The organism is Meiothermus hypogaeus (genome assembly GCF_003574035.1).
Taxonomy (GTDB): domain Bacteria; phylum Deinococcota; class Deinococci; order Deinococcales; family Thermaceae; genus Meiothermus; species Meiothermus hypogaeus.
This window is the reverse complement of record NZ_QWKY01000039.1, coordinates 18,795-31,685: the sequence shown is the minus strand read 5'-3', so window position 1 is coordinate 31,685 and position 12,891 is coordinate 18,795. Positions and strand designations below refer to the sequence as shown.

The window sequence follows — 12,891 nt, the reverse complement described above, 5'->3', positions numbered from 1 at the left end:
TCGTCACCGTCCAATACAACATTCCCTCTCTGCTTGGCAACGGCTTTCAAACCAATCCTCTCCAAAATGTTGGTTTTTACCCATCATCACACCACTTCGTTACTCAACCGAATTCTTTAGATGAGTCACTGCACACATGGACTTGTCAAGAACCCAGTGGTTTTGTATACTCCACAGCTGGTGTCCCTTCTGGGTCGTTTGCGACCCCAAGGGCAGCCAAAGACAGCGACGGGCTAAGCCTTAATAATGTCGCCGAGGCGCTAGTAGGGAAGCGTTTTTCGCATATAACCGTTGGGAAATCCCTAGTCCCAAAAGCAAGCAAGGGCAAGTTATAGAGGCTTAGGTGTGCCCTGGCCCCTATGGCTAAGCCCAGCCAGGAGGAACTTTGCCTAGCAAGCGCAACATCGAAAACCTCGAGGCGCTTACCGCAACCTTGAAGGGCGCGGAAGGCTCGTTTTTCTTGGTGAACTACCAAGGGCTCGAGGCGGGCCCCACCGGGAAGCTCCGCAAGGCGGTGCGGGAAAAGGGCGGCGAGATTATCGTTGCCAAAAATACCCTGATCCGCAAAGCCATGAGCGATCTGGGGTTGCCGGCCATCGAAGGCTTGAAGGGCCCCTCGGCAGTGGTGGTCTTCAACGACCCCGCCAGCGCTGCCAAGGCCCTCAAGGAGTTCGCCAAGACGAACGATAAAGGTATTCCCGCCCTCAAGGCGGGTGTGCTCTCGGGACAGGCCCTCACGGGCCAGCAGGTAGAGGCCCTGGCCGACCTGCCCAGCCAGAAGGAACTGCAGGCCGAACTGGTCGGCGTGCTGTCCGCTACGATGTCCAACTTCGTAGGTGTGCTGGGGGCGAAGGCACAGGAATTGGTTGGCATCTTGGATGCCCAGGTTCAAAAACTGGAGGCCGCTTAGGCCCAATAGGAGGAAAAAATGGCTCTCGATATCGCTGCAATCAAATCCCAACTCTCCGGCGCGACCGTGCTGGAACTCAAGCAACTCATTGACGAACTGAAGGAAGAGTGGGGCGTGACCGCCGCTGCTCCGGTGGCCGTGGCCATGCCGGGGGCTGCTGCGGGGGCTGCTGCGCCTGCGGCCGAAGAAAAGACCGAGTTTGATGTGGTGCTCAAGGATGCGGGCGCCCAGAAGCTTAACGTCATCAAGGAGCTTCGCGCCATTACCGGCCTGGGCCTGAAGGAAGCCAAAGACCTGGCCGAGCAAGGCGGCACTGTCAAGGAAGGCATTTCCAAAGACGAAGCCGAGAAGATCAAGAAGCAGCTCGAGGATGCGGGCGCCAAGGTCGAACTGAAGTAAAGTTGCAGTTTACAAACCCCCCAGACTACGGTCTGGGGGCTTCTTGTCGTTGTGCCATCCACATACGCCTCGTATAACGATTCAAAAGGCAGTCTGGAAACACTCAGGCAGTCGAGAGAGCCAGGAAGTCGAGGGCATGCTGGGTGGTTTGGCGACTGTGCTCTACCAGGTTGGCCAGGCCGGGGCCGGCCAGGTAGCTGCCGGTGAGGAAAAGACCCGGGGCGTGCACCAACTCCCGCTCGAGGTCGGCTGTACGGCGGGCCTGGCCCTGGGTGAAGTGGGGCCTCGAGAAAGGCTGGCGGAATACCCAGGCCGCCAGCGGACGAACCCTGGTTTGCAGACATTTCGCAAGGTCTTGTTCGGCTAAGCGGGAAAGCTCGCTGTCGGCGGATCGGGCGGTTTCCCCGGCAAACTGTACTCGAGCCAGCGTCATCTCCGGGTTGGGGTGCGTTAGCTTGAGGGCGCTGCTGGTATAGCCCTCTCCTCGGGCAAAAAAGAACTCGCCGGGCCCAGCGGTCAGCTCATCGCGGCGACAGAGCAGATAGACCTTGGCGCTGTGCTGGTGAGGGAAATGGTTAAGGAGGGTAGTTATCTGCGGAGCCGAGGGGCGAAAGACCTTGGCCGCCTGTGGGGCCGAAAGTGCCATGATGATGGCCTCGGCTTCAAGCTGGCCACCCTGCGTATGCACCGTCCAACTTCTCGAATCGCGGGTGATGGCCCAGACCTGGTGATGGGGCAACAACCTGGCTTTTGGGAACAGGTGTTTACTCAAGGCTTCAATCAGGGCCCCCATACCCTCGACCAGATGCCACCTGCCCTCGGTGGTGAGCGGGCGGCTGCCCGCCAGCAGGCCCCCTTTGCGCTCGAGCCCGACCAGGCGACCAAAGGCAGCAGGGGCCGATACGTCTTCTGCAGGCCCCCCCAAAGTCGCGCTCAGGTAAGGCTCCAGCACCCCCCAGACTTCGGGGCCCAACCTGCGGCGAAAGAAGGCTCCGAGCAACTCATCCTTGACCAGGGCCGTTGGAGTAAAGCGCTCCGTGCCAAGCCGCCACTTGACGCTACGACTAAAAGGTAGCTCTGCAATTTGGTGTAACCCGTAACCCGAAGCCAGGTTCAAACCGGCGGGCAAAACCCAGTCCTGGCCGCCCTGTCGCACCACGCGCCGGAGGTCGGGCAGGGGTTGTGGCTCGAGGCCCAACAGGCCGCAGAGGTTGAGCAGGGTATCGGGCGTGTCCTCGAAAAACTCCTCGCCTAGCTCCAGCGCTATCGCATCCAGTTTTGCAGTTCGGGTGTGGCCTCCGAAGCGGTGGGTGGCCTCGAGGAGGCTGACCTCGAGCCCGGCTTCCACCGCCCAATATGCAGCAGTTAATCCCGCAAGACCCCCACCGATGACTATGATTCTGCTCATGCTATAGCCCTAACCATTTCTCCAAGAAGGGATTTGGGGGTATGCTTGTGCAGCTCGAGCAAACCCAAAGCTGGGCTCTGGATATGGGTCAAAACCTTGCTGATGGAACTCAAAATCACCCGAATATTCTACCCAGACGTGCGCGGATCAGGGGTTTGCCGGATGTTTATCCAGGCAAAGCGTTCGCCGAATACGCAATAGACTTATAAATGCAAGCAAAATGCAGTGCAAATAAGAGTGTTGTGCCTGGGGCGTGTTAGCATACCCTATGTAAGCAGTCCAGAAACCAATCAAAGCCGTATGTTTTGCTGGAGAGGGGCTGCACAAGAGGTGCAAATAAATGAAGCCAAAACAAGTCTTGATCCTGTTGCTACTGGTGCTCTTCTCGCTGGCAATGGCCCAAACCGACCCGGTGGTGGCAACGGTGGGTAAATCCTCTATTACCAAGAGCCAGTTCGACCTGCAATTCCGCTTGTTTATACGCGATGCCTTGCAGCAACGCGGCCAGGCCTACAGCCCCGAGGCCGAGGAAGCCTTTGCTCAGTTCAAGCCACAGTATCTGGAGCGGATGGCACGCGATCAGGCCATTATCCTGGCCGCCGAGTCCGCTGGTTTTGCGGCCAAAGAGGCCGCAATCGATGAAGCCATCGAGGAAGTAAAGTCCCAGTTCGAAAACGAAGAGCAGCTCAACCAGGCCCTCGAGGAAGCCGGTATACCTGGCCTCGAGGCCTATCGTAAGTTGGTATACGAGGCCTTGACCTACAACGCCTACCTCGAAAACCTGATCAAGCGCTTGCAGACCAGCGAAGCCGCCTTGAGGATGTTGTATCTGGTCTCCAAGCCCCAGTTTGCGGTGCCGGTACGGTACTGCTCTGCACACATTCTGGTCAACACCGCGCAGGAGGCCAATCAGGTGATCGCTCGCCTGGGCAAAGGCGAGAAGTTTGCCGACCTGGCTCAGGAGCTCTCGCAAGACCCCGGCAGCAAGAACGAAGGCGGCGATCTGGGCTGTGAGCCCAAGGGTACCTTCGTCGCGCCCTTTGAGCTGGCGCTGGCCGCCTTGAAGCCCGGCGAAAGCTCCAAGGCTCCGGTCAAAACGGAGTTTGGCTTTCACGTTATCTTGCTGAGCAAAGTAGAGGCGGCGGGTTTCCAGCCCTTTGACCAGGTTAAAGGCGGACTCGATCAGGCCGTCAAAAACACCGCTCTACAGAAAGTGCTGGACAACATCGTGAGCCGCACCCCCACCCAATTGTTCCCCGAGAACCTGCAGTCCAGGTAAAGATCCAATCCCGGTTCGCTCTTCTCCTGGACGGAGGTTCTTACAATCCTGATTTCAACCCAGCCGCAGCTCGGGCAACCCCTGCACCAGATGCTCGTCGTGGGTAGCCACGATGACGGCCGTGCCAAGATCCTGGGCCAGGCTCAGCATCAGCCCCCATACTTTCTCGGCATTGCGCCGATCCAGGCTGCCGGTGGGCTCGTCGGCCAATAAGAGCTTGGGCCGGTTGTAGAGGGCTCTGGCCACCGCGATGCGCTGCCGTTCCCCTCCCGAGAGGGCCTTGGGGAGCAGATGGGCCCGGTCTAGCAACCCCACCCGATTCAACAACTCCAGCCCCCAGTCGGGGTCTACCTTATCGGCCAGATACCCGGGAACCAGGATGTTTTCCAGGGCGGTGAGCTCGGCTTGCAGGTAGTGATGTTGAAAGATCAGTCCGGTTAAGAGTAGCCGTCGCTGTGCCAACACTTCTTCGCTCAGGCCACGGATGCTCTCGCCCTGCCACCGCACATCCCCCGATTGAAGAGCCAGCAAACCTGCCAGGAGGTGCAGCAAGGTGGTTTTGCCACTACCCGATGGCCCCAGGATGACCCGTATCTCGCTCTCATGCATGGTAAAGCTAAGGTTCTGGAACAGCTCGACCTCGCCATAGCCGAAACCCAGCTGCAACACTTCCAACACCGGACTGTTACCTGCTATTGGCAAACCGTTACGCACCCTTGTAGAGTGTACTTGATGTTGGCTGACACACAGGTGCTTGCAAAGACCCCGCTCTTTCAAGGGGTGCCGCCCCAGGCGCTCGAGGTAGCCCGCGAGGCCTTTGTGACCCGCAACTATCCTGCGGGTAAACAAATTTTCGAGGCGGGCGACATGGGGGCTGCCCTGTATATCGTCCAGAGTGGGCAGGTGCGCATCTATCGAACCTACCTGGATGGACGAGAGCGCATGTTTGCTTACCTGGGTCCTGGTGAAGTGTTTGGTGAGATGAGCCTGCTGGATGACCAGCCCCGCAGCGCCTCCGCCGAGACCACCGTAGATTCGATACTGCTGGTCTTGTACCAGGATGCCTACTGGAGCCTGGTGCGCAAGTGGCCGGAAATCCTGCACAACCTGGCTACCATCCTGGCACGCCGCCTGCGCGAGGCCGACCTCGAGCTCGAAGTGCTTTCGTTTGAAGAGGCCCGGGGCCGGGTGGCCTATGCCCTGACCAAATTACGCAAGCAACGCTACGGCGACGGGGTCAAGATGAAGCTGACCCACCAGGAACTGGCCCAGCTCTCCGGTACCAGCCGCGAGACCGTGACCCGTGTGCTACATGCCCTGCGCGAAGAAGAACTGGTCAGGGTGGGTTCGGGTTATGTGGAAATCCTCGATCCGGCTGGTCTGGAAGAAGTGTTATTCGGCTTGCGGTAACTAGTGTTCAATGCCACAGGTCTCAAGTCGCAGGTCGAAGGTTTGGGATTGCCGTATGCCCAAAGCCTTCGATAAGCGCTGGGTATTTGAGTTTGGCTGTGTAACATTGGTATTGGTACATACTTCCTATCAACGCTGAACCAGAGCGGTTTTCTGAAAGAAAACCACAGTCTACTGGGGCTAATATCATGTGCAGAGCTAGTAGCGAAAACCGCCATAAATACGTGGCCCTCCGCCAGCATGTTCTTATGTTTTGATAAAAAACCTCCAGAGAACTCTTTACATTAAAGCCGGTCTATCCTTTATGATTCCCTTCGTCCTCATCTATGCCTCAGATAGTATCCTTTAGTTTGGTTGCTGCCAGCGGTGAGCACGCACTGACTTCTGGGCAGTTTGGTGGATGTTTATGAGAGGCCTTGGGGTGAATGTTCCCACAGCAGGGGAGGGATATGCGTTTACGGGCTGATCTGGTTCCCCAGGACAACCTGAGCTACCAGGATGTGGTGCTGGTGGTGGATGTGATTCGGGCTACCACCACCGCAACGGCTTTTTTGGAGGCGGGTGCCAGTAGCTTGTACCTGACAGCTGGCCTAGAGAGTGCTCGAGCCTTTCGGGATGACGATGTGGTCCTGGCGGGCGAAGAAGGGGGCCTCAAGCCTGCAGGTTTCGATTACGGCAACTCGCCCAGGGAGGCCAAGGAAGCGCCGGTGGGGGGCAAAATAGTGGTGCTGAGCACGACCAACGGCACCCGTACCGCGCACCTGGCGGCCCGCAGCGCCAAGCATGTCTTGCTGGCCTCGCTCTACAATGCCCATGCTGCTGCTCGTCTGGCCCACCAGCTTGCCACAGAAGAGGTGGCCATTCTCTGTGCGGGTAAGGAGGGTCGGATTGGCCTGGATGACGTATATACAGCGGGTGTCCTGGCTGAGTTTTTGCAGATTATGGGATCCTATGAACTCGAGGACGGCGCACTCACGGCTCTTACCACACGCCGGGCCTATCCCGATCCGCTCGAGCCCTTGCACCTTTCCGCTGCTGCTCAGGCCTTGCGGCAGGTGGGGCTGGAAGCCGATGTGCCCTTCTGTGCCCAGATTGCCGCTTCTCCAGCGGTGGGGGTGCTCGAGGGGCGGGTGGGCGAGGCACTCATTTTCAAGAGAGCGCAGCGGCCTACCAACGGCAGCCAGAGCCAGATCCCGACCATTTGAACCAGGCGGGGGCAGTGGACAATCCGCTCGTCACAGCCTACAGGCTGTTTAGCCGCCAAGGTGGTCCGATACCTGCCTACCGAAAGTGGGAACACCCGCCAAAAGCCCAACAAGCTTTGACATTTGTCAACCGCCAGCAACTTGAATCTGATACAAGGGCTGTGGCAGCAGGTATATGCACTCAGAGTAAAACCCCCTCGCGGTAAACATTCATGTTTCGATGGCCGCGTCTCAAAACGAACCTATCAACCCAAACAGCCAATCCCCCAACCCCCCTCGAGGGCTATCGCCAACGAGTTACCGAGTTCCAGCAGGAAAACCGTTTGTGTCAGAGGGGGCTTCTTCAAGTCAATTCAACCCAATCCACGAGGTCGTACGCAAGGCCCCACTTTGGCCGCTCGTTGTGCAATGCAAAAGTCAGCCTTCGCTATGTAATCCGCAGTGCGTGAGGCTGCAAAACGAGTTGGGGGTGAGTTTTGACTGTGCTTGAAAAAGGGACACCCCATGTTCCGATGGATTTCCGACCTCGAGCAAAACGATACCTAGTGGTTGTTTTATTGAATTTTGGAGTACACCCCTCCCTATCGGTCGGCGAAACAAGCGTATCCCTTCCCATGGGGCGGTATTGCCCTCCGCAACGCGGATGTTTAATTCGTTACCATTCTGTAGCGAATAAACTAAGGTTTAACCCTTGAAAAACGCCAATATTGCCACTCCGGGTCTTGTGCAACCGCCCTAAGGCCGCATCCGGGTGTACATGCGCGGGAACGGGATGGCCTCGCGGATGTGCTCGATGCCACAAATCCAGCGTACGGTGCGCTCGAGGCCAATGCCAAAGCCCGAGTGCGGTACGGTTCCAAACAGGCGCAAATCCATGTACCAATCAAACACCTCTTCGGGTAGCCCATGCTCCCGAATTTTCTGGCGTAGTAGATCTGGGTCATGGATGCGCTGTGATCCCCCAATAATTTCACCCACCCCTTCTGGCGCAAGCAGGTCGGCGTTTAGCACCAGGCGCGGGTCTTCGGGGTCGGGTTGCATATAAAACGCCTTGACTGCAGCGGGGTACTTCTCCACAAAGACGGGGCGGTCGAACTGTGCGGTAAGGGCGGCCTCGTGGGGTGCGCCGAAGTCGTCGCCCCACTGCATGGGCGTCAGTTGCAGCTCAGGCTTTTCACGTGCAATCTGATTGACCATTTCCACGGCCTGGGTGTAGTGAAGGCGGGGGTAGTGTCCTTGGGCAGTGGTTTGCAGAACGGTGGTATCGCGCTCGAGCATCTCCAGCTCGCGCTTTTTCTCTTCCAGGCAGCGCCCCACCAGATAGGCCACCAGGTCTTCCTGGAGCTGCATATTCTCCTCGTGGGTCATGAAGGCTACCTCGGGCTCGATCATCCAGAATTCCAGCAGGTGACGCCGGGTTTTAGAGCGTTCGGCCCGGAAGGTAGGACCAAAGGTATACACCTTGCCAAAGGCCAGGGCCCCGGCCTCGGCATATAGCTGGCCCGACTGGGAGAGGTAGGCTTTCTCGCCATCGAACAGATCTACCTCGAACAGGTCGGTGGTGCCCTCCACGGCGTTGGGGGTCAGGATGGGGGTATCGAGTCGGATGAAGCCGCGCTGGTGGAAGAAATCGTGGATGGCCCGCTCGAGCTCGTCGCGTACCCGCAGCACCGCCCAGGCCCGGCGGTGGCGTATATAGAGGTGGCGGTGGTCCATCAGGAACTCCACTCCATGCTCTTTGGGCGTGATGGGGTATTCCTTGCTGGGAAGGGCTACGACATTGATGCCTCGTACCGACAGCTCATAGCCCCCCGGCGCCCGGCTATCGGCCCGCACCAGGCCGGTTACTTCCAGGGCGGTTTCCTGGGGCAGGTGGTCGGCCTGCTCGAACTGCTCGTCGGGTAGCTCGCCCTTAAAGGCAGTGGCCTGGATGAAGCCGGTGCCGTCGCGCAGCTGAAGAAAGTGAATCTTACCTTTGGAGCGGCGAGAGGTGAGCCAGCCGCGTAGCAGCACTTCCTGGCCCTCGTATTTGGCGATTTCTTCAATGAAAATCCTTTGCACTAGGCGATTTTACCTATGTAAAAGCATTCGGGAAAGGCGCAAGCGTCTAATTGCTCGGGTGAGAGCGACCCAAGCTGAAGAAAACCCACCACAAAGGAAGGCTACACAGCACATAAAGTGACAGGCCAAAGCGCAGCCACGGCAGCGCTGTCCGCTGGAATGCCGGATACGGTCGAACAGCCAGCCCAACAGGGGGTCGTGGATGGTGTCCCTGGCAGCGTTGATACTGTGGGCCATGGTTATCCAAGCGGCAGCCCGACCGAGCGGGTCGATATAGAAGAGAATCAGAAAACTGCCTCCTGCGTAGCTTTGGTAAAGCCAACCCAACCTTCCCCAGCGCATAGGCCCAGGGGGCATTTGGATACAGATTGTTTTGCGTTATGCTATGTCCATAATGCCAGGCGACCTCAATCCATTCGAAAATCGCAAAGTTCATGATCCTGCGAACTGTCCAGTCTGTAAATTTGCCCATCTACACCAGCACACCCAGTTCAGCCTGCTGGATGGGGCCGCACGGCTCAAAGACCTGCTCAAGTGGGTCAAGCAGACCTCGCCCGAGGAGCCCATGCTGGCCATGACCGACCACGGCAATCTGTTTGGGGCGGTGCAGTTTTACAAATATGCCACCGAGATGGAGGTTAAGCCGATTATCGGCTACGAGGCCTATGTGGCCGCCGAGTCTCGCTTCGACCGCAAGCAGGGGAAGGGGCTGGATGGGGGCTATTTTCACCTTACGCTCCTGGCCCAGAATATGGAGGGCTACCAGAACCTCTCACGCCTGGCCAGCCGGGCCTACCTCGAGGGCTTTTATGGCAAACCCCGCATTGACCGCGAGATTCTGCGCGAACACAATGCGGGCATCATCGCCCTTTCGGGTTGTTTGGGGGCGGAAATTCCACAATTCATCTTGCAGGAGCGCCACGAGGACGCCGAACGGCGTTTACAAGAATACCTCTCGATTTTTGGCCCCGAGCGCTACTTCATCGAGATTCAGGATCACGGTTTGCCCGAGCAGCACAAGGTGAACAAGGTTTTGAAGGAGTTGGCCGACAAGTACGGCCTGGGCATCGTAGCCACTAACGACGGGCACTACGTCCGCAAAGAGGACGCCGAGGCCCACGCGGTGGTGCTGGCGGTACAGTCCAAGGCCACCTGGGACGACCCGGGCCGCTGGAAATTCCCCTGCGACGAGTTTTATGTCAAAAGCCCCCAGGAGATGATCCAGACCTTCCAGGACGAAAAAGAACTCTGGGGCAGCCGGATGGATGAACTTTTCGATAACTCGGTGAATATTGGGCGGATGTGCAACGTGGAACTGGTGCCCAGGAAAGTGCAGTACCGCATTCCCAAGTATCCCTTACCGGAAGGGCGCACCGAGGTGACGTACTTTCGGGAACTGACCTTTGCGGGGCTACTGAAGCGCTACCCCGACCGGGTTACGCCCGAGCTATACCGCGCGTTTTTGCGAAAATTGGGCCGTCCTGTGCCCCATGGTGAGGGGGATGTGCTGGCCCTGGAACTCGCGCAGATAGAGGACCTCGAGGCGGCCAGGGCCCACCTGCCCGAACTGCGTGAGGGGATGGTCTGGGACGGCTGGGCCATTCTGTCCCGTGCGGTCTACGAGCTCACCGTGGTGGAGCGGATGGGCTTTCCGGGCTACCTCCTGATTGTGGGGGACTTCATCAACTGGGCCAAGGACAACGGCATCTCGGTAGGGCCAGGGCGGGGTTCCGCGGCGGGCTCGCTGGTGACGTATGCCACCCGCATCACCAACATTGACCCCCTGGAGTACAACTTGCTGTTTGAGCGCTTCTTGAACCCGGCGCGGGTCTCCATGCCCGATATTGACACCGACTTCTCCGATGTGCGCCGGGGGGAAGTGATCGAGTACGTGCGCCAGCGCTACGGCGACGAGATGGTGGCCCAGATTGGCACCTTTGGCACCCTGGCCTCCAAAGCTGCCATCAAGGATGCGGCGCGGGTCTTTGGGTTGCCGGTGAAGAAAGCCGACGAGCTGGCCAAGCTCATCCCGGTTACCTTTGGTAAGCCCATGCCGCTGGACAAAGCCATCGAGACCATCCCCGATTTGCGGGCCGAGATGGAGAAAGACCCGCTGGTGAAGCGGGTGATGGAGGTGGCACAGAAGCTCGAGGGCTTGAACCGCCAGTCCTCCGTGCACGCGGCGGGGGTGGTGATCTCCGATGTGCCACTCCAAGACTACATACCCCTGATGCGGGCAGGCGATACCGGGGCCAAGGTCACCCAGTACGACATGAGCTCGGTAGAGGCTTTGGGCTTCCTCAAGATGGACTTCCTGGGTTTGCGCACGCTCTCGTTTCTGGACGAGTGCAAGCGCATTGTCAAGGAATCCAAGGGGGTAGATATTGACTACGACGCCATCCCGATGGACGATGCTGCTACCTTTGAACTGCTGGGCCGGGGCGAGACCAAGGGGATCTTCCAGCTCGACTCGGCGGGCATGACCAGTGCCGTGCGGGGCCTCAAGCCGCGCCGGATTCAGGACATTATTGCACTGGGAGCGCTCTACCGGCCCGGCCCCATGGAGAACATTCCAACCTACATCCGCCGCCATCACGGGCGCGAGCCGGTGGAGTACCCGCAGTTTCCCAACGCCGAGAAGTACATTCGCCCCATCCTGGAAGAAACCTACGGCATTCCGGTCTACCAGGAGCAGATTATGCAGATTGCCACGGTGGCGGCGGGCTACAGCCTGGGCGAGGCCGACCTGCTGCGGCGGGCCATGGGCAAGAAGAAGATGGAGGAGATGGTCAAACACCGCGCCCAGTTCAAAAAAGGCGCAGCCGAGAAGGGCATTCCCGAGGACGAGGCCGACCGACTATTTGACTTGCTGGAAGCCTTTGCCAACTACGGCTTCAACAAGTCGCACTCCGCTGCTTACGCGATTCTGACCTACCAGACCGCCTATGTAAAAGCCCACTTCCCGGTGGAGTTTTTTGCTGCTGTACTCACGGTTGAACGGGGCGACTCCGACAAGGTGGCCGAGTACATCCGGGCGGCCCGGGCGGTGGGGGTCGAGGTGTTGCCGCCGGACATTAACCAATCGAGCTTCAGCTTCCGGGCGCTGGAAAAAAGCGTGCTGTTTGGTCTCTCGGCGGTCAAGAACGTAGGCGAAACCCCCACCGAGCACATTCTGGCCGAGCGGGAGCGGGGAGGGCCTTATAAATCACTGCCCGATTTCCTGAAGCGGGTGGATGCTACGGTGTCCAACAAGCGCGTGGTGGAGTCGCTTATCAAGGCGGGAGCCTTTGATGCGTTTGGCCCCCGGGGGCCCATGCTGGCGGCCCTCGACGATCTGCTCAAGTGGGCCCAGGCCGAGCGCGAGCTGGCCCAGTCGGGGATGATGGGCCTCTTTGGCGAGTCTCAGGAACCTGTTATTCCCAAAAAGCCCCTGCTGGACGCCATTACCGAGCTACGCATGGAAAAAGAGGCCCTGGGCATTTACGTCACCGGACACCCGCTTTCCCGCTACAGTGGTTTGCGCGAGGCCGCTAGTTGTACGGTGGAGGAGCTGCCTCAGGCCTTTGCCGAACTCAAAGGCAACCGCAACCGTGCGCGGCTTTTGCTGGCCGGGATGGTAGAAGGGATTGTACGCAAGCCGACCAAGTCGGGGGGCATGCTGGTGCGCTTTACGCTGGGGGACGAGACGGGCGCGGTGGAGGTGGTGGCCTTTGGCAGGGCCTACGACAAGATTTCCCCGCGCATTGCCGAAGACGCCGCGGTTCTGGTGGCGGTAGAGGTGGAGCCGGATGGCGAGGGCGAGAGCCTGCGGGTGGTGGCGCAGGATGTGTTTCCCTACAACGAACTCGAGGGCATGCCCAAGGTACTGGAACTCGAGCTCGATATGGCCCTGATGGACGAAGAAAAGCTGCTGGACTTGCGCAGCCGACTCGATGAATACCCGGGCATTTTGCCCGTTCAGCTCAAGGTGCGGGGGCCGGGCGGCTGGGCGCTGGTGGAGGCCCGCGAGGTCAAGGCTGCCGAGGAGGCCCTGCCAATCCTCAAAGATCTGGACTGGCTCGAGGCTCGTTTGATTCCCGACCGCGAGATGCTGCTGGGCTATGGAAAACCAGCCGAGGGCAATGTTAGAAATCAAAAAGGGTCAGACCAGGGGCCAGTTGTACCGTTTTAGATGTGTGCGACATTACCGCTTGCGGCGTTACCGCTTGCGGCGTTACCG

The 12,891-nt window shown here is 58.9% G+C and carries 9 protein-coding genes; 6 read left to right on the top strand and 3 right to left on the bottom strand.

Going from position 1 to position 12,891, the window contains the following annotated elements; genetic code table 11:
- Positions 1–385 precede the first annotated feature (385 nt).
- Complete coding sequence (rplJ, locus tag Mhypo_RS10835; RefSeq protein WP_119341311.1) at positions 386–910, top strand: 50S ribosomal protein L10; 525 nt, start codon at positions 386–388, stop codon at positions 908–910.
- A gap of 18 nt (positions 911–928) precedes the next feature.
- The gene (gene rplL, locus Mhypo_RS10830) at positions 929–1,309 is read left to right on the top strand and encodes a 50S ribosomal protein L7/L12 (RefSeq protein WP_119341310.1); all 381 of its coding nucleotides are present in this window, start codon (positions 929–931) and stop codon (positions 1,307–1,309) included.
- 103 nt (positions 1,310–1,412) lie between these two features.
- On the opposite strand, the gene Mhypo_RS10825 is transcribed toward rplL, so the two are convergent.
- Entirely contained in the window at positions 1,413–2,717 is a 1,305-nt protein-coding gene (locus Mhypo_RS10825) for a protoporphyrinogen/coproporphyrinogen oxidase (protein WP_119341309.1), read from the bottom strand.
- Positions 2,718–3,057: 340 nt separating this feature from the next.
- On the opposite strand from Mhypo_RS10825, the gene Mhypo_RS10820 reads away from it, so the two are divergent.
- Entirely contained in the window at positions 3,058–3,996 is a 939-nt protein-coding gene (locus Mhypo_RS10820; protein ID WP_119341308.1) for a peptidylprolyl isomerase, read from the top strand.
- A 54-nt stretch (positions 3,997–4,050) separates the two neighbouring features.
- On the opposite strand, the gene Mhypo_RS10815 is transcribed toward Mhypo_RS10820, so the two are convergent.
- Entirely contained in the window at positions 4,051–4,710 is a 660-nt protein-coding gene (locus Mhypo_RS10815; protein WP_240637215.1) for an ABC transporter ATP-binding protein, read from the bottom strand.
- A gap of 18 nt (positions 4,711–4,728) precedes the next feature.
- On the opposite strand from Mhypo_RS10815, the gene Mhypo_RS10810 reads away from it, so the two are divergent.
- Both Mhypo_RS10810 and Mhypo_RS10805 read left to right on the top strand, forming a co-directional pair.
- Positions 4,729–5,406: a Crp/Fnr family transcriptional regulator gene (locus tag Mhypo_RS10810; RefSeq protein WP_119341307.1), complete on the top strand. Its 678-nt coding sequence runs from the start codon at positions 4,729–4,731 to the stop codon at positions 5,404–5,406.
- A 449-nt stretch (positions 5,407–5,855) separates the two neighbouring features.
- Positions 5,856–6,611 (top strand): 2-phosphosulfolactate phosphatase, encoded by a 756-nt coding sequence (locus Mhypo_RS10805; protein WP_119341306.1) that lies wholly within the window; start codon positions 5,856–5,858, stop codon positions 6,609–6,611.
- Positions 6,612–7,346: 735 nt separating this feature from the next.
- Here the strand turns inward: Mhypo_RS10805 and asnS are convergent.
- Entirely contained in the window at positions 7,347–8,672 is a 1,326-nt protein-coding gene (gene asnS, locus Mhypo_RS10800) for an asparagine--tRNA ligase (protein ID WP_119341305.1), read from the bottom strand.
- A 394-nt stretch (positions 8,673–9,066) separates the two neighbouring features.
- Here asnS and dnaE point away from each other — a divergent pair, with 394 nt between their 5' ends.
- The gene (gene dnaE / locus Mhypo_RS10795) at positions 9,067–12,843 is read left to right on the top strand and encodes a DNA polymerase III subunit alpha (protein WP_119341304.1); all 3,777 of its coding nucleotides are present in this window, start codon (positions 9,067–9,069) and stop codon (positions 12,841–12,843) included.
- Positions 12,844–12,891 lie beyond the last annotated feature (48 nt).